We start from the raw sequence: 24,656 nt of genomic DNA on the forward strand, positions 1-24,656 counted from the left end.
TACTTGATGCTAAGTAGAATACGAGCTTTTTCCAATTCAGTAAGGAGGACCAAATGGATAGAGAACAAGCACCACTAGAAGTAGAAGAAGGGATTCATTCTTATACAAATGAAAAGGGATGGGTGAAGCCTAAGGAAGAGGCTCTCTTAGAACAAATTGAATGGTTCAAGGATCAGAAACTAGGGATTATGATGCATTGGGGACCCTACTCTCAGTTAGGTGTCGTTGAATCGTGGGCATTAAGTGACGAAGATGCAGAGTGGTCAAGAGATGAGATTGATTGGGTTTCAGATAGCGAAGTGTTTAAGCAGCAATATGTGAGCTTAAACAAAACATTTAATCCAGTACGGTTTGAACCTGAGAAATGGGCCGATGTCGCTAGTGAAAATGGCTTTAAGTATTTAGTGTTCACAACAAAGCATCACGATGGATTTGCAATGTGGGATACCCAAACAACAGAGTACAAGATTACAGGAAGCGAGTGTCCATTTCATACACACCCTAAAGCAGATATTTGTAAGGAACTCTTTAATGCATTTAGAGCGAAGGGACTTCCAATCTCTGCTTATTTTTCAAAAGCGGACTGGCATGTACCAACCTATTGGGCAAAGGACATGCAAAGAGGGACACATATGTGGCGTGGACCTAGTTATAACCCATTAGAGCATCAAGAGCTGTGGGAAGACTTTGTTCAATTTACTCATGAACAAATGAACGAATTGTTAACAGCATATGGAAGAATTGAGGTTTTATGGCTCGATGCAGGGTGGGTCTCTCCTGAAAATAATCAGGATATCCGATTAGGAGAAGTGGTTGAGCGTGCGAGAGAAACACAGCCTTGGTTACTTGCTGCTGATCGGACAGTTGGTGGTACGTATGAAAACATTATTACACCTGAGCAAACCGTTCCATCAGAAGTGATGCATGTACCGTGGGAAGCATGTATCACAATGGGAAGTGCTTTTTCTTTTAGATATGAGGATACCTATAAATCAGGGAGAGAGCTTGTTCACTTATTGTTAGAGGTGGTTGCGAAAGGAGGAAATCTGGCCCTCAATGTAGCACCACAGCCAGATGGAAGACTGCCACGAGGAGCCTTATCCAGTATGAATAAGCTTGGATCCTGGTTATCTACTTACGGGGAAGGAATCTATGGGACTAGACCAGTAGCGCCTTATTTCCAAGATGGCTTTGCCTTTACTCAGAAGGAGGGCGTCATCTATGCCTTTTACTTACAGGATGAGAAAGAATCAGCTAAAGAAGAGTTTATTCTTCCATATTTTAATGAAGTCCAGCATGTAGAACTCGTATATCCGAATCTGTCCCTTTCATTTAAGCAAACGAGTGAAGGAATTCATCTGAACCTACCTTTAGACATTAAAGAATTGCATAAATCTTATGCATATGCCTTCAAATTAATGTAACGATACAACGTGAGAAGAGGAGCTGTTACGCATGCAACATATAAGAAGATGTATTCAGTATGTCGGTGCGCTAGTAAATACACACACTGAGACGACAGAAAACTGGCAAGCAACGCGTGCTTATTACAAACAACCTGGAGAATATGAATTTAAGGATCCAAACCCATTTACAATAAAAGTGGGTGATAAGCTAATTGAATCAGGGGAAACCCTCTTTATAGAGAATGAGCTCATTGCTCCACCATCATTTGAGGGAGAGTATGGCATTGAATTTAAAGTGGGACAACATGGAATTCCGACCAATCATGAAGGTTTAGTTTATCTAGACGGGGTTCCTTACCACGGCATTGATCGAAATCGTAGCTATATTCCTTTACCAAAGCAAAAATCTTATCATTTGAAAATCGAACTTTTTAATCCTACAGCTCAAGTGGTGGATCAGCTTAATTTTCAAAATGCGCCTGCAGAATTCGACCCTGCTCCACTTTATTTGCTTGAAAGTAAATGGGTACAACCAAATATTGCACTTGAGGATTTATATTACACCATGAAAGTCTATTATGAGTCTGCCATATTACTTCCCGAGGAAGGACTAACAAAGCAAACATTGCTAGGTGAGTTACTAAAATTAAATGAGTGGATTCAAAATACCCCGAAGGAAACCTTGCTACATCAACCAAGTGTAATTGAAGAGAAGAAAAAGAACTTTCTTCAGTCTATTGAAACATTAGATTTAAATGAACGTGGGACGATGCATATGGTCGGTCAGTCCCATATAGATTTAGCTTGGTTATGGCCAATGAAGGAAGCAGTGCGAAAAACGAGTCGTACCTTTTCGACTATGAGTACGCTGCTTGATCAATACAGCAACTTTACATATGCACAAAGTCAGCCACAGGCCTATGAGTACGTTAAAACATACTTCCCAGAGCTTTATAAGCGAGTGAAAAAGCACGTGCAAGATGGTCGGTGGGAAATTGTAGGTGGAATGTGGGTAGAGCCTGACTTAAATATTCCTTCCGGTGAATCATTGGTACGTCAGCTCATCTATGGTATGAAGTTTTTTAAGGATGAATTTAACGTAAGACCAACAATCGAATGGTTGCCAGATACATTTGGCTATTGCGCGTCACTTCCTCAATTGCTAAAGAAATCAGGTATGAATTATTTTATGACAACTAAAATGAACTGGAATGATACGAATCCATTCCCATATGATTTGTTTCACTGGGAAGGCATCGATGGAACATCCATATTATCTTACCTTAATCATGGGATTAATGAATATACTCACCCAAAAGAAATAAAAGAACACTGGGATAGCTTTAAGCAGAAGAACGAACTTCCTGAACAAATGCTTTTGTACGGGCACGGTGATGGTGGAGGTGGCGTAACGAAGGAAATGCTCGAGTACGTTAAGCGTTCAGAAAATCTACCTGGATTACCGTCACAAATAAATAGTACGGCTCATGAATTTTTTAATAGAGCGGAGAAGGCTAGTTCTAGTCTACCAAAATGGGTAGGAGACTTATATCTTGAATTACATCGTGGAACGTACACGACTCATGCGAAGAATAAACGCTGGAATCGAAAAGCGGAGGTGTTGTATCGAGAGGCTGAAATGTGGTCGGCGTTCTCACCAACAGATGTACAAGAGGAAGCAAATACATTAAAAGAAGGATGGAAACTTCTTTTATTTAACCAATTTCATGATATTATCCCTGGTACATCGATTCCGGAAGTCTATGTGAAATCAGAGGAAGACTATAAAGAAGTTTTCGCTATTGGCAGCAAGTTAAAAGATAAAGCTATGTCCAATATTGCCAAGGAAATGAATACGGAGGGAGATGGACAGCCGTACGTATTGTTTAATAGCTTGTCGTGGGAACGAGACGAAATCATTGAACTAAGTGGGGGACGAGAGCTTTTAAATCTTTCAGTCTACGATGAAAATAATCAAGAGTTAAAAAGTGATCTGACTTTTAAAAGCGAAGATGATATTCAATTATCATTTATGGCTTCAAAGATCCCACAAATGGGCTATAAAACAGTGTGGTTACGTCCTACTCAAAGCAAACCAACAGATGATCATTCCTCTGTCTTTGATGGAAGCTGGGAAACATCATTTTATCTGATAGAGTGGAATGACAATGGAGAATTATCTAGGCTGTATGATAAATCAGCGAGTAGAGAGGTTCTTCTAGAAGGAAAACTAGCAAACCAATTCCAGCTGTTTCATGACCAACCAACGTATTGGGATGCGTGGGATATTGATCCTAAATTTAACAGTCAAGAGGCTAACAAACCAAAACTAGTTTCCGTAGAGGTAGCACTAAAAGGGGAAACAAAGGATGTGCTACGGTTTCAATGGACCTTATCAGAATCTGTTATTTGGCAGGACGTCATCTTTTATCACCATTCATCAAGAATTGACTTTCAAACAAAGGTTGATTGGAAAGAAACACATAAGCTCTTGAAGGTTGCATTCCCTGTTGATATTCAAACGACTAAAGCGACATATGAGATCCCGTTTGGAGCCATTGAACGAGCTACACATACAAATACTAGCTGGGAGCATGCACAATTTGAGGTGTGCGGTCACAGGTTTGCAGATCTATCCGAAGGAGCCTATGGTGTAAGCCTCTTAAATGATTGTAAGTATGGCTACGATATCAAAGGGAAAACAATCCGTCTTTCACTTCTTAGAGCACCTAAATGGCCAGATCCAACAGCAGACCAGGGGGAACACCACTTTACGTATTCGCTTTGTCCTCATCAGGGAAATTGGATTGATGCAAATGTGACAAGAAAGGGATATGAGCTCAATCACCCCATTTCAATCTATCAAACAGATCGTCATAAGGGCTCCTTACCATCACAAAAAAGCTTTATTCAAACGGATACTACACATGGAATTATTGATATAGTGAAGCAGTCTGAAAACGGAAATGGAATTGCAATAAGACTTTATGAGTCCAGTGGGAGTAGAGAATCGTTCACAATTCATTCGGATTTCATAGCAGGAAAAGCATTTGAGACGAATTTGTTGGAAGAGCAGCCTCAGGAAGTAATGTCAGATCACTATTCCTTAGTACCTTTTGAAGTGAAAACCATTGTATTCGAGTAAAACGTTTAAAGCAGAGGTGAATAGAGAATGAAGTATAAAGATGGCCGTTTGCCAATCAGTGAACGTGTAGAAAATTTGTTAGAGCAAATGACGTTGGAGGAAAAGGTAGGTCAGCTGAACCAAAAGATGTATGGATGGGATGCTTATAGGAAAACAGAAAACGGCATTGAATTAACAGAAGCATTTAAAGAGCATGTAGCACAAGGAAAAGGAATGGGTGCATTATATGGTCTGTTTCGATCAGATCCATGGTCAGCTGTAACCTATGAAAATGGCATCCCTACAGAAGATAATGTGAAGGTTTCTAATATGATACAGCAATACGTTAAAGAACATACTAGACTTGGTATACCGGTCCTACTTTCAGAAGAGTGCCCACATGGACATCAAGCGTTAGATGGAACGGTGATCCCTACAAATATAGGAGTTGGAGCTACTTGGAATCCCGAATTGATGGAAAAGGCTTACAAACATGTGGCTTTAGAAATTCAATCAAGAGGAGCGCACGTAGGGTTAATCTCAACCTTAGATTTGCTAAGAGATCCACGTTGGGGTAGATCTGAGGAATGCTATAGTGAAGATCCGTATTTAGCTTCTAAAATGACAAGCGCAGCTGTGACAGGACTTCAAGGCAGACCTGATGAAGAAGATTATCCTAGAGTTGCAGCCGTTTTAAAGCATTTCGCTGCTCAAGGGGCTGGCGAAGGAGGATTAAACGCAGGGACAGTTGCGATTGGTGAACGAGAACTGCGAGAAATCCATTTGCCTGGTATGAAGGCGGGAGTAGAGGCGGGAGCTTTAGGATGTATGGCTGCCTATAATGAAATTGATGGAGTTCCTTGTCATGCCAATGCTAGATTACTTACAGAGATCCTTCGCGCAGAATGGGGTTTTAAAGGGATTGTCATGGCTGATGGAACAGCTGTAGACCGATTAAATATGATGACTGGGAGCTATGAGAAATCGGGTGCGTTAGCTCTCCAGTCTGGAGTCGATTTAAGTCTTTGGGATGTTTCCTTTACTCAATTAGCAGGTGCTGTGAAGAAAGGCTTTGTCGAGGAACAATACGTTGATGAAGCGGTACGCAGAGTATTAACCTTAAAGTTTTCTCTAGGGTTGATGGATCAAACATTTTCTGAGACGAACAACAAAAAGGTAGTGGTAGGAAGTGATGAATTTAAGAAAGTGAACCTGCAAGTAGCCCGCGAATCCATTGTTCTTCTAAAGAATCAAGACCTTATCTTACCGTTAAATAAAAAAACGAAAAAGATTGCTGTCGTTGGTCCAAACGCAGATCAAATTTATCACCAGCTAGGAGACTATACGGCCATCCAAGCTCCAAACAAAGGAAAAACAATCTTAGAAGGAATTATTGATCAAAGCGAAGGCAATGTTTCATTCGCAAAAGGCTGTAGTGTGAGGGGAACGTCTGAAGAAGACTTTGAAGAAGCGATACAACTTGCAAGAGAAGCTGACGTGGTGGTAGCAGTCATTGGGGGCAGTAGTGCTAGAAACTTCGACATCAATTTTGATATCAATGGTGCAGCAATTGTATCGGGAAATCCTTCAGATATGGATTGTGGAGAAGGAGTTGATGTTGCAGATCTATCACTTGGTGGAGTGCAGGAAAAATTTATATATGAACTCTCACAAACTGGTACACCTGTTATAGCTGTATTGATACAAGGAAGGCCTCATGCGATTTCTTCGATTCTAGAGCATTGTCAGGCAATTATTTGTGGGTGGTATCCAGGTCAAGAAGGTGGAACGGCAATCGGTGAAGTGATATTTGGTGATGTCAATCCAAGTGGGAAATTACCTGTTTCTATACCGAGGTCAAGCGCACAGCTGCCTGTTTACTATAACTCTAAGGAACAGAGTAGCCAACTTAGGTACCTTGATATGGAGCGAGAACCACTGTTTTCATTTGGGTATGGACTAAGCTATACGACGTTTGATTATCAACAGGCATACTTACCCGAAGAAAAAATAACTGTTAAAGAACTTAACAACGGAAAACGCGTATTCATTCATGTTGATATAATAAACAGTGGAACGGTAGAAGGGTCTGAAGTGGTTCAACTGTATATCAAAGATGTAGAAGCGAGTGTGACTCAAAGAATAAAAACCTTAAGAGGGTTTCAGAAATGTAAGCTCTCACCAGGAGAAAAGAAGACGGTCTCTTTAGATATAGGAAAAGAAGATTTGTCTTTATGGAATCAACAGATGAAGGAAGTCGTTGAGCCTGGTGTGTTCCATCTAATGCTTGGTGGGAGTGTAGAATCAATCATTCAACTTGAACTAACAGTGGTAGAGTAACAAAAAAGTTCAAAAATGATCTAAAAAGAGGTATACTTAACACATTGTGAAAGGGTTTTCATAAAATTTGTAGCTAATCAGACTAATCATTGGTAGGAGGGGAACAAGAGTGCTTTGGAAAACGAACTATAGATCCAAGCTACTTTATAAGTACATCATCTCCTACCTTCTCATTTTTCTTGTACCATTTGTTGTCATGAGCGTTGTCATTTATTTCAGCGCCGTCTCAAGCTTGAGAGAAGAAATAGAGAGCTCGAATATCTATAACTTGGAGCAAGTAAGAAACTTAACAGATGACAGATTGTCTGAACTTGAGACGATTACAACTCGAATATCATTCGATCCAAGATTAACTCCATATATGATGAACCATGGATATTATGGTAGAGAAGCAATTAATGAATTAAAGAAGTACAAAGCAAACAGCGCGATTATTGAAGAGTTATTTATCTATTTTTATAACGATGAAACGTTATATTCGACAAATGGTTTATATTCCATTGACGCATTAGTCCAGAACAGCAAGCAATTAGAGAGGATAGGTAAGGAAAACATCCTTTCAGATTTGAATACAGACTTACCTCTAATCCGGACAATTGATGAGCTAGAGATTAACTCAGAAACCCATGAGAATTTAATCGTGTATTATTTACCCGTTAAACTGAATTCGGTTACACCTTATGGTACGGCGATGTATTTTATAGAAGAGTCTACACTTATAAGTATGATTCAAAACATTCTTGGTGAAATGGAAGGCAATGTATACGTCTTTGATGAAAGTGGGCAAGTGATTGCTTCTACAATTCTTGATGATTCCATTAATGCCTCTAATGTGATTTCCTTGTTAAACAATGCAAATGGAATTGATACGATTGGAGTAAACGGTAAGGAATATTCGACGGTTTCTGTTCAATCAGATATGAGCGGATGGACGTTTGTAACAGTTATGGATCCCAATCAATTGTTTAGTAAGTTATCTAATATGAAATACATCGTTGCATTTTTTCTGGTGGGCTTATTTATTGTTGGTTTTGTTTTAGCTGTATTATTAGGGAAAAATCAATATAAGCCAATTAGAGCTTTATCTGATATTGCCAAAAGAGGGGAAAGCACAACGTCCGCATCGGGTTTAATTATTCATGAGAACGAATTAGAAACAATCGGAAGATCGTTCACTACGTTGTATGAACACCATGAAATATTAAATGAGACCGTTTACTTGCATCAGCCTTTTGCTAAGGAACAGTTTCTACATAGATTACTAAGAGGCTCCTTTGAACATCACCATGAGTTAGCTGCAGTGATGGAATCGTTAGATATCTCGATTGAAGAAGGACATCACTTTGTGGCTACCCTGCATTTTGAGACAGGCTCGTTTTGCGAAGAAAACATTAGCGAAAAAGATCAACTTATTAAGATGCTTCATGCGGTTCAATTGGCTAATTCAAGTGTATACGCAGTAGACCTGCTTAACTCGGATTCAATTGCCATCTTAGTAAGTACGTCGGCTCGCTCTAGTAACAGCAGTAGTTCTGACATTGAACAACAAGTAACAATCATTCAGACGCTCGTTAAGGAGTATCTTGAAAAGCTTCCTACGATTTGTGTAGGACAATCGTATAGCTCATTAGAAAAAGTAAATCGTTCTTATATCGAAGCGCTTGCTACGGCTGAATACAAATTCACGAAGCCGCTTGGCAGTGTTTTATTCTTTAAGGATATTGGAGAACAATCTAAGCCACTTATTGGCTATTTTAAAGAAGAACAAATTAAATTTGTACAAAGCTTAAAACAAGGTGATGTTACGGTTGCACAAGAAATGCTTAGAGATATGTTTGATGTATTAGAACAAAAGAATCAATCGATTCATGAAATCAAATGCATTTGCTTTGATCTGATTAATACAACATTAAAAACAATCTCTGAGATCGGCTGCCAAGATCAGTTTATTGATTTAAACCAACTTGTTGAATTTAAATCAATAGGTGATCTTAAGAGCCAACTCATGAATATGGTTGAAGTGATCTGTGAAGAAGTTGAGCAAAAGAAGGATAGTCACAATTCCAAGCTCAGAGATGAACTTCTTACTTTTATTAGAGAAAACTATACCTCGTATGAAATTTCGCTGGAATTTGTAGCTAATCATTTTTATCTATCTGTATCCTATCTTAGCCGGTTTATTAAAGAACAAACGGGTGTTACATTTACGCAATTTATTCAAGACCTACGCATTCAGCATGTGAAAAATCAATTAACACAAACGGATCAACCAATTAAAGAAATTGTGGATCAAGTTGGATATAAGGATGTCGCTAACTTCATCCGCAAATTCAAGAAAATTGAAGGAGTCACACCTGGCCAATATCGAAAACTTCATAAGTAGACCACCCTAAAGGAAAAAAAGAATATGGAGATAAGAAACATATAGCTAATGATTTAACATATTTTTTGAAAGAACCGTACGTTGTAGTAGGCTTTGACAGAGTGTTTAAAGAATGATTGGCCAGAGAATAAGCAAACCGACATATTGAAGAACCCTCTTCTCCACTTTAAAATTGTAAGCAGTTACAAAATTACGTTTTGCTAAAAGAGAGGCGGGTTTGATTATGAAGGAACATGTGCCTAAGTCAATGACAAATTGGATTGAAGAAATCAACAAGCATTTTGCTTTAGACGAGAAAACGCAAGAACTATTTAGTCGTTGCTTTGTTAACACGTATGATACAACCATTCGAAAACAAAAGGACGGATCCACTTTTGTTATTACGGGTGATATTCCGGCTATGTGGTTAAGAGATTCAAGTGCTCAGGTACGCCCTTATCTTCTCTTAGCTGAACAAGATCCTCACATTGCCGATTTAATTGAAGGATTAATTTTAAAGCAGTGTATGTATATTAATCATGATCCTTATGCAAATGCATTTAACGAAGAGCATAATGGTAACAGATACCATGAGGATCGTACAGAAATGACTCCATTAATATGGGAAAGAAAATATGAAGTTGATTCACTGTGCTATCCCATTCAATTAGCATATTTGCTCTGGAGATCAACTGGAAGAACGACGCATATGAATAAAGAGTTCCAAGAAGCTATTCAAAAGATCTTATCTGTATGGAAAACAGAACAACACCATCAAGAAAAATCCCCGTATTATTTTGAACGTGATAACTGTCCTGCTCAAGATACATTGTCTCATCAAGGAAAAGGAACTCCGGTAGCTTACACAGGCATGACCTGGAGTGGGTTCAGACCAAGTGATGATGCGTGTACATATGGCTATTTAATCCCTTCTAATATGTTTGCAGTTGTCGTTTTAAAACAATTGCATGAACTTGCAACAGAGGTCTTAAAAGATGAAAGGTTAGCGAATGAGGCTATGGAACTAGCAAATGAAATCGATCAAGGAATTCAAACGCATGGGACAGTAGAGCATCCTACGTACGGAACTATGTACGCCTATGAAGTAGATGGTCTTGGTCACGTAAACCTAATGGATGATGCCAATGTTCCAAGCTTACTGTCTATCCCTTATCTAGGTTATTGTGCGTTTGATGATCCGATTTATCTAAATACAAGAGCATTTATTTTAAGTAAGGAAAATCCTTATTACTTTGAAGGAACTGCTGCAAAAGGGATAGGAAGCCCGCATACCCCTGATCAATATATCTGGCACATTTCGCTCGCTATACAAGGTATGACAACAACTGATCAAGGGGAGAAAGACTATATTCTCTCGTTATTTAAAGCAACAGATGCAAATGAAGGATTAATGCACGAAGGTTTTGATGTAAATAATCCTGAAAGGTTTACACGGCCTTGGTTTGCGTGGGCAAACTCCATGTATAGTGAATTTCTATTGTCCTATTGTGGATATGCAGTAAAAGGAAGTCCGCTTCAGCGATCACTTGAATCAGAAATGAATGGGGGATCATTAAATGAAAGCAGGAATTAGCACGTACAGCTTATTAGAAGCAATTGAATCTGGTGAGATGGATATACTTGATGTCTTGCATTGGACGGCTGATCATGGTGGCGAACACGTTGAAATCGTCCCGTACGGTTTCACTCTTGTAGATAACGAATCTCTTGCAGCTAAAGTACGGGAGAAAGCGGAAGAGCTAGGTCTTTTGCTATCAAGCTACTCAATGCCTGCTGATTTTGTTAAGGATACAGAGGAAGAGTTTGAGCAAGAGGTAGATCGAGTGAAAAAGCATGTTGATCTCTTGCACTTTATGGATATTAGGCATTTAAGACATGATGTCACAGCCTTTACGTTGCCGCCTGAAAAACGCACGATTGAGTATTTTGAGAATAACCTTCCACGTATGGTAGAAGGAAGTCAGCGGATTGCTGATTATGCAGCAGCATTCTCTATTACAACAACAATCGAGAATCATGGGATGGCTGTTCAACATAGTGATAGAGTGCAGAGGGTCTTACAAGCAGTTAACAAACCAAACTTTAAAACCACGCTAGACATTGGAAACTTTATGTGTGTCGATGAAGATCCTCTAGTTGGGGTGACCAAAAATCTACCATACGCTTCTCTTGTGCATGTGAAGGATTTTTATATACGACCTAGTTATGAGGACCCTGGTGCTGGAAAGTGGTTTAAGACGGCAAATGATAACAATCTAAGAGGATCCATATTTGGCCAGGGAGATCTCCCTGTTAGAGAGCTATTAAAGAGAATTAAACAATCAGGATATGACGGCTTTCTGACGCTAGAATTTGAAGGGATGGAAGAATGTCGATTAGGAACCCGTATTGGTCTTGATAACTTAAAAAGATTATGGGAAGAGCTATAACTCTACTATCACATAAGAAGAGGTGAAATGCCTAATGCAAATCGCAATTATGACCGAAGCTTGGAACCTCGAGTCTTTACGAGACTATTGGTCTCATTATAAAGAGATTCAAGTTGCTGAGACGTTCTCTTTCCAAGGGGAGGAAAGTAGCACTCAGGCTCTAAAGGAATTCATTTCAACGCTCCGTTCAAAACATGTTCAACTTGTTGATCTCTGTACCTTAGATAAGGACAAAGAAAAGCTGCTACATGCACTTATTGTTGAAGAAGTCAGTGTATTAACAAGTTATCCAATTGCTGAGACAGAGGCAGCAACTCAATCTATTTTACAAAAAGCGATTAAGAATGGCGTGAAAGTGATAAATCGGGATACGGTTCATTTTCTGCCTGAACGTAGGCAAGCTCAAGTTGAGGTGCAAAGAGGAGCTCTTGGGAACCCAGGTGTACAACGATTTTCAGTTCGCAAAAAATCTACTCATGCCTTTGATAGATTAGCAATTGGACAATTTGAATGGATCTTAGAAACATTTGGGGCTGTAAAACGAGTAATGGCTAAGCAAGTTCGTAAAGATCTTACTGAAGAACAATCAATTGAATACCATTCTATTTCATTAAGGTTGGAAAATGATTCTTTTGTTCATTTAGATCTGTGCTTAATAGATTCCAAAGAGATGCAATCATTTGAATTAACCGGAAACAAAGGCATGTTGAGTTTTCATAGTGAGAACACCTCACCTATTAGAGTGTTCCATATGGGAGAAGTAAATGATTCTCGTGAAAATGTAAACCGCGAGTTGTCATACCTTGCTTTAGCCATAAGTAAGGAACAAATCATGTCTTATCAGAGTGAGTCCATGTTGAATGCGCTCAGGATTTTGGAGGCGGCAAAAAAATCCGTACGTTTAAGTCAACCAATTGAAGTGAGGGGTGAATAAGTTGAAGATCGGTATAATCAGCTTCGCACATATGCATGCAAATAGTTATGCTGCAGCTTTAAATAAACATAAAGAAGCAGAATTAGCTGGGATTTGGGATGCGAATAGTGAACGAGGCCAAGCGAGAGCGAATGAATTTCAATCCACATTCTACGCCTCACTAGATGAGTTGCTTACATCAAATATTGATGCTGTTATTATCTGTTCGGAAAACGTAAATCACCGTGAACATGTGATCAAAGCAGCAGAGTACCAAAAACATATTCTTTGTGAAAAGCCAATTGCAACGGAACTATCTGATGCGATCGATATGATTCAAGCATGCGAACAGCATCAAGTAACCTTACAAGTTGCTTATCCAGTTCGTTTCTCCGAGCCTATCCAAGAAATGAACGCGATGATAGGTAGCGGGGAAATCGGAGATATCCTCGCAGTAAATGCGACCAATCATGGCCAAATGCCAGGTGGATGGTTTGTTGAAAAGGATCAATCAGGTGGCGGGGCGGCAACGGACCATATTGTTCATTTGATGGATCTTCTTAGGTGGACCCTAAAGGACGAGGTGGCATCTGTTTACGCTGAGTTTGATCAACGGTTTTATGATATTGAGGTTGAGGATTGTGGTTTGGTGCAGCTAGAGATGGAGTCAGGAACTATAGTTACCATAGACCCAAGCTGGTCAAGACCTAAGTCATTTCCTACATGGGGAGACGTTACGTTAGAAATTGTAGGAACAAAAGGGGTCCTCTCCGTTGATGCCTTAAAGCAGCATTCTGTTTTATATAATGATGAAATCAATCGAATAGAGCGAAAGTCTTGGGCAGCTGATATGGATGAATTACTAGTGGATGATTTTATTGATTGTGTGAAAACGGGCAGGGCTCCTTTTACCAGTGGAGAGGATGGATTAAGAACGTTAGAGGTTGTGAAAGCCGCATACCAGTCTGATCAAGAAAAACAATCAATAAAGCTGAATCGGATTTCGTATTAACTTTATATGATGGGTGGTTAAAACATGAAGTTTGGAATGAGCTCTTATAGTTTAGTAGGTGCTATTCAGTCTAATGAACTGTCGATTGTTGATGTGATCGAGTGGACAGCTGAACAAGGAGGGGAGCATGTTGAAATTGTTCCGATTGGTTTTAATCTAACGGAGTCTGAACATTTAATTGATGAGATCGTTGCGAAGGCAAAAGCATGTCAAATTGATCTTTCAAATTATGCGATAGGAGCAGATTTCTTAAAAAAATCAAGGCATGCGTTTGAGGAAGAAATAAAACGAGTGAAGGAACAGGTAGACATTGCTAATCGACTTGGCGTGAAGAAGATGAGGCATGACGTGTCCTTTAAACCACCTATAGAGGCTACGATTGAGCAATTTGAAAAAGATTTGCCGACCTTAATTGAAGGCTGCCAGGTTATTGCTGACTATGCCTCTAACTATGGAATAACAACAAGTATTGAAAACCATGGATTTTATATTCAATCAAGCGATCGGGTTAAACGATTAATTTCTGAAGTGAATCGTGAAAATTTTAAATTAACACTGGATACGGGTAACTTTCTTTGTGTTGATGAGAGTCCTTATGCAGCCGTATCAAATACCGTTCATTTAGCCTCGATGATTCATGTAAAAGACTTTTATGTACGTAAGGCATCGGAGTTTAATCCAGGAGAAGGATGGTTCAAGACCACGAATCAAAACTACCTAAGAGGTGCGATTACAGGACACGGAGATATTTGCTTGAGAGATGTGTTAAACGTAATCAAGCGTTCAGGTTACAATGAATTCATTTCAATAGAGTTTGAAGGATTAGAGGAATGTAAGAAGGCTGCGGCGATATCTCTTAATAACGTGAAGAGTATGTGGAATGAGTTACCGAATGAAAAAGAAGGGGTGTACATAAGATGAGTGTCATTAAGATTGGAATTATTGGAGCAGGCTCAATTTCTGATATGCACTTTGATTCATACGCAAAAAATCCGCAGGTAGAAATCTATGCGGTATGTGACCTTAATCAGTCAAGAGCAGAGGAAAAGGCAATTAAATTTGGGGCACAACATGTTATGACTGATTATCACGAGCTGTTAGCTCTAGAGGAGCTGGATGCGGTCAGCATTTGTACATGGAACAACTCTCATGCAGAGATTGCTATTAGTGCGTTAAAAGCGGATAAACATGTGTTGGTTGAAAAGCCATTATGCAAAACCGTAGAAGAAGCAGAGGCCATACAAAAAGCTGTAAATGAAAGTAATGGGAAGACACTTCAAGTTGGTTTTGTACGACGTTTTGCATCAAATACTCAAGTATTAAAAACGTTTATTGACGCTGGTGACTTAGGAGATATTTATTATGCAAAGGCTTCGTGCTTACGAGTCTTAGGCAATCCTGGTGGGTGGTTTGCAGACCAGGAACGATCCGGAGGCGGTCCATTAATTGATTTAGGTGTTCACGTCATTGACCTTTGTTGGTACTTAATGGGGAAACCAAAGGTGAAGTCAGTGACTGGTAATACTTACAACAAGTTAGGAAACAGGGCTAATATCCAAAACAAATCGTACTATAAAGCAGCAGACTTTGATTCAAATAAGAATGATGTAGAAGACTTAGCTAATACTCTGATTCGATTTGAAAATGGAGCTTCGTTAATGGTTGACGTTAGTTTTACTCTCCACGCTAAAGAAGAGAAGATGGAGATTCATTTATTTGGTGAGCGAGGCGGCGCTCAGATTGAACCAGCTCTCGAAATTGCTACGGAAAAGCATAATACGATGTTGAACCTGGTCCCTCAAATGGATAGTCGTACATTTGATTTTGTAAAAGGATTTCAAGATGAAATTAATCACTTTGTAGAGTGTGTACAAGGGAAGCAAGAAACGATCAGCCCAGTTGAAGATGGTGTTGAAATCATGAAGATTTTGACCGCTATCTATGACTCTAGTAAGACAGGTGCAGAAATTCAATTTTAAAGCATTTCTACAGACGTTTAATTGGATAAGGAGGTAGCCTGATGAGTAATCTTGATTTAGCTATTCCGACACCACAACAGGTCGCTTGGCAAAACTTAGAGCTTGGACTATTTGTTCACTTTGGCTTAAATACATTCTTAAACCAGGAGTGGGGAGACGGAACCGATTCCCCGAAGGTCTTCAATCCAACCTCCTTAGATGCTAAACAATGGGTCAAAGTAGCCAAGGATATGGGTTTTAAGTACTTTATGCTTACAGCAAAGCATCATGATGGGTTTTGTTTATGGCAAACAGAAACAACCAATTACTCAGTAAAAAGCAGCCCTTGGAAGAATGGAGAAGGGGACGTAGTAAGAGAATGCGCAGATGCGTGTGAGCAACTCGGAATGCCCTTTGGACTTTATATCTCTCCTTGGGATCGACACGAGCCTTGCTATAAAGATAAAGAAGCCTATGATTCGTTTTATTGTAAACAACTAACAGAGTTACTCACAAAGTATGGACCTATTGTTGAAGTATGGTTTGATGGTGCCGGTTCTGAAGGGCGAGAATACAACTGGGAACGAATCATTGGTACCGTAAAGAAATATCAGCCTGATGCAATGATTTTTAATATGGGTCAGCCAACAATCAGATGGGCTGGAAATGAAGAGGGTATTGCTCCAGATCCTTGCTGGAACTCAAGACAGACTTCTAAAGTAAGTATGTTTTCAAAAGAAGAATCAACCTGGTTACCCGGAACTCCTGAATGGCTGCCAGCAGAGTGTGATGTGCCAATACGGGGAGATCATTGGTTCTGGCATGAGCATGATGAGGAGCGGTTGAGATCCGTTTCTAACTTGGTAGAGATTTATGAGAAGTCTGTTGGTCGAGGGGCAAATCTACTGTTAAACGTGGCTCCAAATCATCATGGGCTTATTCCTGAAATAGATATTGACCGTCTAAATGAATGGAGAACTAAAATCAACCAAGCTTTTTCAAAGCCAGTAGCCTCAGCATCTGGAAGCGGGTATGAGCTAATACTTGAGCTTGACAAAGAAAGTAAAATAGGTGCAGTGATTCTTAAAGAACAGATCCGAATGGGAGAAAGAGTCCGGTCATACAAAATCGAAGCCTTACGTCATGACACTTGGCATACCATAACGGAAGGGACTGCTATTGGACATAAGCGAATACACAGCTTTCAAGCGATACAGACTGCTAAGCTTCGTTTGACAATGGATGAAACCGTAGGAAAACCTGAAATAACCGAATTCTCTGCTTTTAATTCTGTCAATCTATAAAACGTTTAATGAAATCAAATGCCTATGTGCTATACTAGCAAAAAAGGAGGGGTGACACATGTTTGGAATCCATCAAATGTGAACGCTTTACTGATTTATCTTTTTTGACTCTGAAGTGATAAGAAATCAATCAAAAAAGATAAATGAGGAGAATGTGATTATGGATAAAAAAATGCTAGAAACAAAGGTAGACGCAAAACAAAAAGAGATTGAATTTTCAGGTACTGTGTTAGTTAAGACAAAAACGGATACGTGGACAAAAAGCTATGGCTGGTCTAATCGTGCGGAGAACATTCATAACACGGACCAGACACGGTATGGCATTGCTTCTGGATCAAAACCAATCACCGCTGCAGCCATTAGCTTGTTGATGGATCAGGGGAAACTAACGCCAGACGATCGATTGTTAGATCTTTTAGACCATTCGTTTCCACATTTTGATCAGGCCATCACAATCCACCAATTGCTTACTCACACATCCGGTGTACCTGATTATTTTGATGAAGATGTGATGGATGATTTTGAAGAGCTATGGGTGAAACACCCAATGTATCTGATTCGAGAGTTAAGCGACTTTCTCCCATTATTTCAAGATGAGAAGATGAAGTCAGAGCCCGGCAAACAATTTCACTACAATAATGCAGGGTATATCTTGCTTGGACTTGTTGTGGAGAAAGTAAGCGGGGTTCCGTTTGATCAATTTGTTCAAAAACAGATCTTTGATCAACTCGGTATGAACGATTCGGGCTATTTTGAGCTTGATTCGTTACCAGAACGAACGGCATTAGGATATATCGAAAAGCCGGATGGGGGCTATCGTACCAATCTCTATAGCTTACCAGCAAAAAGTGCGTCTGATGGTGGCGTGTTCGTCACAGCTAGGGATATGCAGATCTTTTGGGATGCACTTGTAGGGAATAAGCTTTTAAGTGAAGAAGCAACCAAGCGCTTTCTGACTCCTCACGTGGAGGAAGACGAGGGATTCTTTTATGGTTATGGTCACTATATGGAGGTCGATCAATCCATCATTCGTCGTCATATTATGATGGGGTACGACCCAGGTGTTAACTTTAGGGCAGTATTCTTCCCTCAATCTGGTGTGAACATTATTGTTTGTTCCAATCTTTCAGACGGAGCTTATGAGATCTTATCAGAAATACAAGAGACACTAAATGGTACGAAATAAGAAAAAGGCCTGCTCACTCGATGAAGTGAGCAGGCCTTTTCTTATTTTGTTTCTATGCTGTCTTCCACATGATCAATACCAGCCGTTGTAATTTCTAGACATAAGTTATCACGACCTTGTCTCTCTGTATGGATAAGGCCTTTGTCCTCAAGATACTTATATGCTAGCTCTTCTTCAACCTTTGTATCCGTGACAGTAATCGTCATCGGCTGTCCCGTATGATTAAAATGATGCTGATACAAACCTTCTAATAATGTGTCTCGAAGCTTCTTTCTTTCTTTAATGGCCTCCAAATGTGATCTCCTCCTATATGGTCTTACAATTTCCATTCCCCGTGAGTTTTTATATCAAACTGATTTTTATTAATTAAATAGAAGTTTGTTTTTCTTATTCAAGTGTCACCAATCAATGGCAACTTCATATGGTACATAAGGCTATATAAAGTGGGGGGAACATGAATGGGACATTCCTTCAAATCAGGGGCGTTGTTTTTTATTGTCGTCATAATCTTTATTTTGTTTAGCATTGGGGCGGGTCGATCTGATTCAACTTTAGGAAGTGATGAAATCATATCATCATAAGTGGAGGGAGTAGCGAATGGGGAAGGACAATAATCAATATGATGGCATGTTTTCGAATTATAGTTTGTCTCCACAACAAATCGCTGTCATTACTGGAATTTTATTAGATGCTCTTGTTGTTCAAGCGGTTTTAGTTGATAACAATCAACGAGTTGAAATTGTACTTGAAGGACATTTATCTGATAAAGGAAAAGTAAATTCAGTGGTTAACGACATTTATCATATGAAATTTGGCGAAATCTTTAATGGTTTCCCAAGGAAATAACATCGAATAAAACGAACTTCCTCGGGGTACCCTTAACATGTCCTGAGGTTTTTTACATAATTCAATCTAGAAGAGGAATAAGTTGGCGGTATGGGGGTATTACACATGGTAACGAAGTCGCGTCCTCATACAAACCAGTGAATCCCTTTCAATATGAAACGATGACTAGTATACTAAACGTGGACGAGAAAAATAATGTTCTTGTCTCCAAAAGGAAGGTCTAAAAATGAATAAACGGTCCATTCAAGCTGAAATGTCTAGTTTTGTAGGGAAATTATTAAGAGACAACTTTGGTAAAGGTCCATCCTCAGTGTATGTGTCGATTAAAGAACCTTTTATTACGATGCATTTAAGAGAATTCCTTTCACCTATGGAACGGGTTTTGATGGCTCAAAACAAAGACGTGAAGGTGGAAGAAATTAGAGATTTATTAATGAACGAGCTTCTTCCCGAAATAAAGGCTACACTCATGGCTACTCATAATCTTAAAGTGTCAGAATTGTATTATGACTGGTCTCTACACAATCGTTCTGGGATTATTCTTGGTGTGATTGAGAGCAAGGATCAGTCAACTAAGGTAATGGAGGAGTATCCAAATAAAGCATCCATTCACCGTGAAATCGAACAGGTGAGTAAGCAGGCTGAAAGATTACCTGACGCAGTGGATTCATGTTACCTGAATGATCGAACGTTGATTGTAAAGCGTGAGGGCATTTTGGTCCGTATTGAAAAAGAGCTTATACGTGGAGGCTTTATAGAGCCACTAAAGTTAACAAAACGTCATTTAGAGAAGAGTCTTCTTGAAACAGGAGATTTTAATGATATGTTAAATGCTGAAATCATGGACATCTTTGTTGACTGGGATTTCGTTGAAGATATAAGTTATATCATATTTATTTTAAAACCAACTCAAAATCAAGGTAGTAACGATTCAGACAATTAGAGCTGAACGTAAGCCGAAAGGGAGAACACTCCTTTTCGGTTTTTTTATGAATGAAAGGGGAATATTATCATGAAATATTTAATCGACACTACACAGAAACTTATCCACAGATCCTCCTTTGTAAGAGATTCATGTGCATTTCATACAACTTCACTTGAAAGTAGAGAAAGTACTCATAGTGAAATCTATGTTCAAAAACTAATTAACGAACAACAATACAAAAAATGTGAACGGTGTTATTCGACCATTTATAAAAGAGATTTATAGAAAGGGATACGTATGTTTGGCTTATATGATTTATTTCGTTTAATTATCGCAGCAGTCGTTATTCTGCCTCTGACCTCGGTAATCAGGGAATCTGGTTACTATTTGGCTGTAACAATACTTGGGGCAAAGGAAAAGAAATTAATTGTTGGAAGTGGTCCCATTCTATTTTCATTACCTACGATTGAGGTAAGAAGATACTTCTTTATGTATAGCTGGATAGAATACGAGGAGCTCAATCCAAAAAATCGGTTTTGGCACGGATTTATTTATGCATCACCAATATTTGGTCCACTTCTATTGGGGCTGACCATTAATATGATGTTAGCAAATGGTGTCATTGAATCTAACGTGTTCTGGAATACGTTCCTCTTTTACATCTTCTATTATATTTTCTTCGATGTGATACCTGTTTACTTGCCGGATGGACAGCCAACAAATGGAAGGGCCATTTTTGACTTGATCTGGCATGGTGAACGTTCTGATTTCAAAAAGGCAAGACTTGAAAAAGAGAAAGAAGAAAAGCAGAAGAACGAATCAAAATCAGATGAATCGAATGACAAAGAGGATAGAGAAGGTTATACAGAAGCGCAAGAGGAAACCATTGAAAACCGTGACCGAGATCAAGAGACGAGAGAAGACCATACGGATCCCACTCACGAACACCCTTCTTCGGAGATAAACAAAGGTTATACTGAACAGCAAGAAGAAACGATTGAAAATCGTGACCGTGATCAAGAAGAACGCTCCGACCATACGAAACCAGAGAAAAAAGACTAGGTAACTCTCTTTTTATATGGTAGACTATTGGTATATTTAACCAGATGGAGCGTGGAGGTGAGAGCTTGATCATCGTTAATGACCACTTAACAATGAGACCTTTAAAGGAAGAAGATTTGCAATTATTTTGGGCGCTTGCTTATAAAGATGCGCACCCAGAATGGAAGAAATGGGATGCCCCTTACTTTCAGCATCAAGCTCTTACGTACGATGATTTTATAACAAAGGTAAGTGCTCAGTATCTTGAGCAAGATGACGTGTATGGGATTTTTGCGAATGAACGTTTAATTGGGACAGTTTCTTACTATTGGGAGCATAAGCCATCTAATTGGCTAGAGGTAGGAATTATCATCTATGATTCTACTTTATGGGATAAGCAGTATGGAACACCATGTTTGAAAGCATGGATCACTCACTTATTTGATAATATGTCTTTGGTAAGAGTTGGTTTTACAACGTGGTCTGGAAACAAGCGGATGATGAGACTAGGAGAAAAGCTTGGTATGACACTCGAAGCAAGACTTCGAAAATGTCGGCTTTATCAAGGGGAGTATTATGACTCCATTCGCTACGGAGTCTTAAGAGAAGAATGGAGTCACTAAAAGAAATGCCAACCCTTTGTGCGATTCTTTTTCGTCTATCTCGAGGAGGTATATGAGTATGGGTTTAGAGATGAGAAAAAGCTGTGAACGCTGCAACAAAGCACTTAAAGATCACTTATATGCATATATCTGTGTTCATGAATGTACATACTGCGAGGGGTGTACTACCGAGGTTAAAAACATTTGTCCTAACTGTAATGGAGAACTTGTACGCAGGCCAAGACCACCAATGAATCAACAAATTTAATGGAGGCGAGTGGAGCAGTATGACATTTGTCATACTGCTCCTATGATAAGTACTACTTACGCTTTTTCCCTTTCGCGCTTATAGTTACGTTATAGATAAGTGACGAAGGAGACTGATATATGACTCACACTGACCACATTCAAAAAACCAAAAAGTTAACTCAACAAGTTCTTCAATATGCTAAAGGTGAAAATAAAAGCAGTATTATACAATTAATGAATACATTTATCCCATTTATTGCTCTTTGGGTAGGCGCATATTTTCTAATGGATGTTTCATATTTTCTATCGCTTCCTCTTATCGTTGTAGCGGCAGGATTTCTCATCCGCATCTTTATTATTTTTCATGATTGTTGTCATGGATCTTTCTTTAAAAATAAACAAGTGAATAACATCCTTGGAACAATAACAGGTGTTTTAACGCTATTTCCTTATTTACAATGGAAGCGGGACCATTCAATTCATCATGCAACAAGCAGTAACTTAGACAAACGCGGCACTGGTGACATCTGGGTGATGACGATTAGTGAGTATCAGGAAGCTTCTAAAAGGGAAAAGTTGATGTATCGACTGTATCGAAACCCGATAGTTATGTTTGGTCTTGGACCTATCTATTTATTCCTAATTAAGAATCGTTTTAATCGAAAAGAAGCACCACGTAAAGAGCGGATGAACACGTATGTAACAAATTTAAGTATTGTACTTTTAGCAACCGGTACATGTCTACTCGTCGGCTGGCAGGCGTTTCTCTTAATACAAGCTCCAATCTTCTTTATCTCTGGAATGTTAGGCATATGGCTGTTCTATGTGCAGCATACATTTGAAGATACGTACTTTGAGGAAGATGAAAATTGGGATTACGTAAAAGCGGCAGTGGAAGGAAGCTCGTACTACAAGCTACCTCCATTATTGCAGTGGTTGACTGGGAATATTGGTTATCACCATGTGCATCACCTTAGCCCACGAATTCCTAATTACAAGCTAGCGGAAGCCCATAATCAAACGGAACAGTTGAAGAATATTCCAACCATTACGTTACGAACAAGTCTCACTTCTTTAAAATTTAGACTTTGGGATACTGAAGCAAAACAATTTGTTGGGTATAATGTATTAAAACAGGTTTCACAAAACACGGTGAACCGTTCTCTAACATGATAGGATGATTGATATGCTAGAAAAAATGCAAAGATTGAACCTTCATACCTATAGTGGAATATCGCCTTATATATGGGCGGTATTCTTTGTTCTTCCGTTCTATTATATTTTTCAATTTTCATTTGACGTTGATATGATCTCAAGCGTCATCCTAGTCGTTAGTTTCTTTATTTTCTATCGAATTGCCTTTCTTTCTAAGGGGTGGCTTGTCTATCTGTGGATCTTTCTTTTAATGGGAATCTCTACTTCGACAATTCTTATGTTCGGTTACACATTTTTTGCCTTTTTTGTTGCTTACTTTATTGGTAATATAAGGGACAAGCGGTCATTTTACTTTTTATATTTCTTTCATTTAGTGACAACCTCTTTCGCGATTAACTATGGAATTATTAATGAACCGAGCTTATTTTTACCACAGCTAGCATTTGTGATTATAGCTTGGATTAGTGTGATTCTTCTGCCGTTCAGCACACATAATAAGAACGAGCGAGACGTTCTGGAGCATAAGCTAGAGAATGCGAATGAGCAATTATCCGAATTAATTAAGGTCAAAGAACGACAAAGAATTGCAAGAGACCTCCACGATACCCTCGGACAAAGTCTCTCCATGATCGGACTTAAAAGTGAGCTGGCAAGAAAGTTAATTTATAAGGATCCTGAGCAAGCAGCGAAAGAGATTAAAGAGGTTCAACAAACGGCGAGAGCGTCTTTAAGTGAGGTCAGAAAATTAGTCTCATCAATGAAGGGATTAAGGTTAAGAGATGAGCGAACGCTATCGGCTCAAATGCTAAAAGCTGCGCACATAGAGTGGAATTGGCATGAGGAAGATACGGATCTAGTATCCAATATACACTTAATTACAGAAAATATATTGGCCATGTGTTTAAAGGAAGCTGTTACAAATGTGGTTAAGCATAGTGACGCAACAAGCTGCGAGGCATCTATCCAGGTTAATCAAGGTCAACTTCTTCTGATCGTGAAAGATAACGGAACATTTAAAGGAACGGAGAATAATCTTGAAAAGGGGAATGGACTTGCAGGGATGAGAGAACGCTTGGAATTTGTAGATGGTAGCCTTGAGATTAACTCCGAAAATGGAACGGAGCTTCGGATCCAGGTACCATACGATATTAAAATAATCTACAAGGATGGGAATTCATGATAACAATCTATATAGCTGAAGACCAACAGCTCTTGCTTGGGGCACTCGAAGCATTGCTTAACCTTGAAGATGATATGAAGATTGTCGGGAAAGGAAAGACGGGGCAGGAAGCTGTTGACTTTGTGAAACAGTACCAGCCCGATGTGTGTATTATGGATATCGAAATGCCTACAAAAACAGGGCTCGAAGCAGCGGATGAATTAAAGCTACTGGAGTTTGATACGAAGATGGTCATTCTAACGACGTTTGCGCGTTCTGGATATTTTCAACGGGCTCTTCAAGCCGGGGTAAGCGCCTATTTGTTAAAAGATAGTTCAAGCGATGAACTCGCACAAGCCATTCGCCACGTTGTCGAGGGAAAACGCGTCTTCGCACCAGAATTAATGGATGATGTGTTCCGTGAAACGAACCCATTGACAGAACGAGAAAAAGAAGTGCTCTCTTTAATTGCTGAAGGCAAGAGCACAAAAGAAATATCTATGGAGCTTGACATTAAGATCGGTACAGTCAGAAATTACGTCTCTGTGATCTTAGAAAAATTAGATGTGAAGAATCGCATAGAGGCTGTGACTCATTCAAAAGAAAAGGGCTGGTTTAACTAGT

21 protein-coding genes are annotated in these 24,656 nt (G+C 39.2%); 20 read left to right on the forward strand and 1 reads right to left on the reverse strand.

Annotation, left to right across the window (positions count from 1 at the left end; translation table 11 throughout):
* Positions 1 to 53: 53 nt before the first annotated feature.
* From JNO66_RS14810 to JNO66_RS14865, 12 genes are all read left to right on the forward strand, one after another.
* Positions 54 to 1,424 carry an alpha-L-fucosidase gene (locus JNO66_RS14810; RefSeq protein WP_203089243.1) on the forward strand — a complete coding sequence of 457 codons (1,371 nt, stop codon included), beginning with the start codon at positions 54 to 56 and terminating at the stop codon, positions 1,422 to 1,424.
* A gap of 31 nt (positions 1,425 to 1,455) precedes the next feature.
* On the forward strand, positions 1,456 to 4,551 hold the full coding sequence (locus JNO66_RS14815) for an alpha-mannosidase (protein ID WP_203089245.1): 3,096 nt from the start codon (positions 1,456 to 1,458) through the stop codon (positions 4,549 to 4,551).
* A gap of 27 nt (positions 4,552 to 4,578) precedes the next feature.
* A complete protein-coding gene (locus JNO66_RS14820) occupies positions 4,579 to 6,870 on the forward strand; it encodes a glycoside hydrolase family 3 N-terminal domain-containing protein (protein WP_203089247.1) in 2,292 nt (763 codons plus the stop codon).
* 109 nt (positions 6,871 to 6,979) lie between these two features.
* Complete coding sequence (locus JNO66_RS20925) at positions 6,980 to 9,253, forward strand: helix-turn-helix domain-containing protein (RefSeq protein ID WP_203089249.1); 2,274 nt, start codon at positions 6,980 to 6,982, stop codon at positions 9,251 to 9,253.
* A 223-nt stretch (positions 9,254 to 9,476) separates the two neighbouring features.
* Positions 9,477 to 10,826 carry a glycoside hydrolase family 125 protein gene (locus tag JNO66_RS14830; protein ID WP_203089251.1) on the forward strand — a complete coding sequence of 450 codons (1,350 nt, stop codon included), beginning with the start codon at positions 9,477 to 9,479 and terminating at the stop codon, positions 10,824 to 10,826.
* Positions 10,810 to 11,682 carry a sugar phosphate isomerase/epimerase family protein gene (locus JNO66_RS14835; protein ID WP_203089253.1) on the forward strand — a complete coding sequence of 291 codons (873 nt, stop codon included), beginning with the start codon at positions 10,810 to 10,812 and terminating at the stop codon, positions 11,680 to 11,682. The genes JNO66_RS14830 and JNO66_RS14835 overlap by 17 nt, the downstream gene beginning before the upstream one ends.
* A 34-nt stretch (positions 11,683 to 11,716) precedes the next feature.
* Positions 11,717 to 12,616, forward strand: a complete 900-nt coding sequence (locus tag JNO66_RS14840) for a Gfo/Idh/MocA family oxidoreductase (protein ID WP_203089255.1) — start codon at positions 11,717 to 11,719, stop codon at positions 12,614 to 12,616.
* A 1-nt stretch (position 12,617) separates the two neighbouring features.
* Entirely contained in the window at positions 12,618 to 13,607 is a 990-nt protein-coding gene (locus JNO66_RS14845; protein WP_203089257.1) for a Gfo/Idh/MocA family protein, read from the forward strand.
* 24 nt (positions 13,608 to 13,631) lie between these two features.
* Complete coding sequence (locus JNO66_RS14850) at positions 13,632 to 14,528, forward strand: sugar phosphate isomerase/epimerase family protein (RefSeq protein ID WP_203089259.1); 897 nt, start codon at positions 13,632 to 13,634, stop codon at positions 14,526 to 14,528.
* Entirely contained in the window at positions 14,525 to 15,586 is a 1,062-nt protein-coding gene (locus JNO66_RS14855) for a Gfo/Idh/MocA family protein (protein WP_203089261.1), read from the forward strand. Before JNO66_RS14850 ends, JNO66_RS14855 begins: the two co-directional genes overlap by 4 nt.
* A 41-nt stretch (positions 15,587 to 15,627) precedes the next feature.
* Positions 15,628 to 16,869: an alpha-L-fucosidase gene (locus JNO66_RS14860; RefSeq protein WP_203089263.1), complete on the forward strand. Its 1,242-nt coding sequence runs from the start codon at positions 15,628 to 15,630 to the stop codon at positions 16,867 to 16,869.
* Between the two features lie 160 nt (positions 16,870 to 17,029).
* On the forward strand, positions 17,030 to 18,055 hold the full coding sequence (locus JNO66_RS14865; protein ID WP_203089265.1) for a serine hydrolase domain-containing protein: 1,026 nt from the start codon (positions 17,030 to 17,032) through the stop codon (positions 18,053 to 18,055).
* 41 nt (positions 18,056 to 18,096) lie between these two features.
* Here the strand turns inward: JNO66_RS14865 and JNO66_RS14870 are convergent, their stop codons facing one another.
* Positions 18,097 to 18,348: a hypothetical protein gene (locus JNO66_RS14870; RefSeq protein WP_203089266.1), complete on the reverse strand. Its 252-nt coding sequence runs from the start codon at positions 18,346 to 18,348 to the stop codon at positions 18,097 to 18,099.
* Between the two features lie 304 nt (positions 18,349 to 18,652).
* On the opposite strand from JNO66_RS14870, the gene JNO66_RS14875 reads away from it, so the two are divergent.
* The 8 genes from JNO66_RS14875 to JNO66_RS14910 all read left to right on the forward strand — a co-directional run bounded on the left by JNO66_RS14875 (position 18,653) and on the right by JNO66_RS14910 (position 24,655).
* A complete protein-coding gene (locus tag JNO66_RS14875) occupies positions 18,653 to 18,901 on the forward strand; it encodes a hypothetical protein (protein WP_203089267.1) in 249 nt (82 codons plus the stop codon).
* Positions 18,902 to 19,127: 226 nt separating this feature from the next.
* Positions 19,128 to 19,844, forward strand: a complete 717-nt coding sequence (locus JNO66_RS14880) for a Na-translocating system protein MpsC family protein (RefSeq protein ID WP_203089268.1) — start codon at positions 19,128 to 19,130, stop codon at positions 19,842 to 19,844.
* A gap of 279 nt (positions 19,845 to 20,123) precedes the next feature.
* Positions 20,124 to 20,888 (forward strand): hypothetical protein, encoded by a 765-nt coding sequence (locus tag JNO66_RS14885; RefSeq protein WP_203089269.1) that lies wholly within the window; start codon positions 20,124 to 20,126, stop codon positions 20,886 to 20,888.
* Between the two features lie 68 nt (positions 20,889 to 20,956).
* Positions 20,957 to 21,490 (forward strand): GNAT family N-acetyltransferase, encoded by a 534-nt coding sequence (locus JNO66_RS14890; protein ID WP_373367178.1) that lies wholly within the window; start codon positions 20,957 to 20,959, stop codon positions 21,488 to 21,490.
* 70 nt (positions 21,491 to 21,560) lie between these two features.
* Entirely contained in the window at positions 21,561 to 21,737 is a 177-nt protein-coding gene (locus JNO66_RS14895) for a DUF1272 domain-containing protein (protein WP_307730747.1), read from the forward strand.
* 119 nt (positions 21,738 to 21,856) lie between these two features.
* Positions 21,857 to 22,891 carry a Delta(5) desaturase DesA gene (gene desA / locus JNO66_RS14900; protein WP_203089272.1) on the forward strand — a complete coding sequence of 345 codons (1,035 nt, stop codon included), beginning with the start codon at positions 21,857 to 21,859 and terminating at the stop codon, positions 22,889 to 22,891.
* Positions 22,892 to 22,916: 25 nt separating this feature from the next.
* Entirely contained in the window at positions 22,917 to 24,053 is a 1,137-nt protein-coding gene (locus JNO66_RS14905) for a histidine kinase (protein ID WP_246483296.1), read from the forward strand.
* Entirely contained in the window at positions 24,050 to 24,655 is a 606-nt protein-coding gene (locus tag JNO66_RS14910; protein ID WP_203089275.1) for a response regulator transcription factor, read from the forward strand. Before JNO66_RS14905 ends, JNO66_RS14910 begins: the two co-directional genes overlap by 4 nt.
* The last annotated feature ends 1 nt before the right edge of the window (position 24,656 follow it).

The sequence above is a fragment of the Alkalicoccobacillus gibsonii genome (genome assembly GCF_016798245.1).
Classification (GTDB): domain Bacteria; phylum Bacillota; class Bacilli; order Bacillales; family Bacillaceae_D; genus Alkalicoccobacillus; species Alkalicoccobacillus gibsonii.

Excerpts from the sequence above, each read along its gene's own strand:
- JNO66_RS14810 (WP_203089243.1), top strand. The coding sequence starts at position 54 with ATGGATAGAGAACAAGCACCACTAGAAGTAGAAGAAGGGATTCATTCT.
- JNO66_RS14815 (WP_203089245.1), top strand. The coding sequence starts at position 1,456 with ATGCAACATATAAGAAGATGTATTCAGTATGTCGGTGCGCTAGTAAAT.
- JNO66_RS14820 (WP_203089247.1), top strand. The coding sequence starts at position 4,579 with ATGAAGTATAAAGATGGCCGTTTGCCAATCAGTGAACGTGTAGAAAAT.
- JNO66_RS14830 (WP_203089251.1), top strand. The coding sequence starts at position 9,477 with ATGAAGGAACATGTGCCTAAGTCAATGACAAATTGGATTGAAGAAATC.
- JNO66_RS14835 (WP_203089253.1), top strand. The coding sequence starts at position 10,810 with ATGAAAGCAGGAATTAGCACGTACAGCTTATTAGAAGCAATTGAATCT.
- JNO66_RS14840 (WP_203089255.1), top strand. The coding sequence starts at position 11,717 with ATGCAAATCGCAATTATGACCGAAGCTTGGAACCTCGAGTCTTTACGA.
- JNO66_RS14850 (WP_203089259.1), top strand. The coding sequence starts at position 13,632 with ATGAAGTTTGGAATGAGCTCTTATAGTTTAGTAGGTGCTATTCAGTCT.
- JNO66_RS14855 (WP_203089261.1), top strand. The coding sequence starts at position 14,525 with ATGAGTGTCATTAAGATTGGAATTATTGGAGCAGGCTCAATTTCTGAT.
- JNO66_RS14860 (WP_203089263.1), top strand. The coding sequence starts at position 15,628 with ATGAGTAATCTTGATTTAGCTATTCCGACACCACAACAGGTCGCTTGG.
- JNO66_RS14865 (WP_203089265.1), top strand. The coding sequence starts at position 17,030 with ATGGATAAAAAAATGCTAGAAACAAAGGTAGACGCAAAACAAAAAGAG.
- JNO66_RS14875 (WP_203089267.1), top strand. The coding sequence starts at position 18,653 with ATGGGGAAGGACAATAATCAATATGATGGCATGTTTTCGAATTATAGT.
- JNO66_RS14880 (WP_203089268.1), top strand. The coding sequence starts at position 19,128 with ATGAATAAACGGTCCATTCAAGCTGAAATGTCTAGTTTTGTAGGGAAA.
- JNO66_RS14885 (WP_203089269.1), top strand. The coding sequence starts at position 20,124 with ATGTTTGGCTTATATGATTTATTTCGTTTAATTATCGCAGCAGTCGTT.
- JNO66_RS14895 (WP_307730747.1), top strand. The coding sequence starts at position 21,561 with ATGAGAAAAAGCTGTGAACGCTGCAACAAAGCACTTAAAGATCACTTA.
- desA (WP_203089272.1), top strand. The coding sequence starts at position 21,857 with ATGACTCACACTGACCACATTCAAAAAACCAAAAAGTTAACTCAACAA.
- JNO66_RS14905 (WP_246483296.1), top strand. The coding sequence starts at position 22,917 with ATGCAAAGATTGAACCTTCATACCTATAGTGGAATATCGCCTTATATA.
- JNO66_RS14910 (WP_203089275.1), top strand. The coding sequence starts at position 24,050 with ATGATAACAATCTATATAGCTGAAGACCAACAGCTCTTGCTTGGGGCA.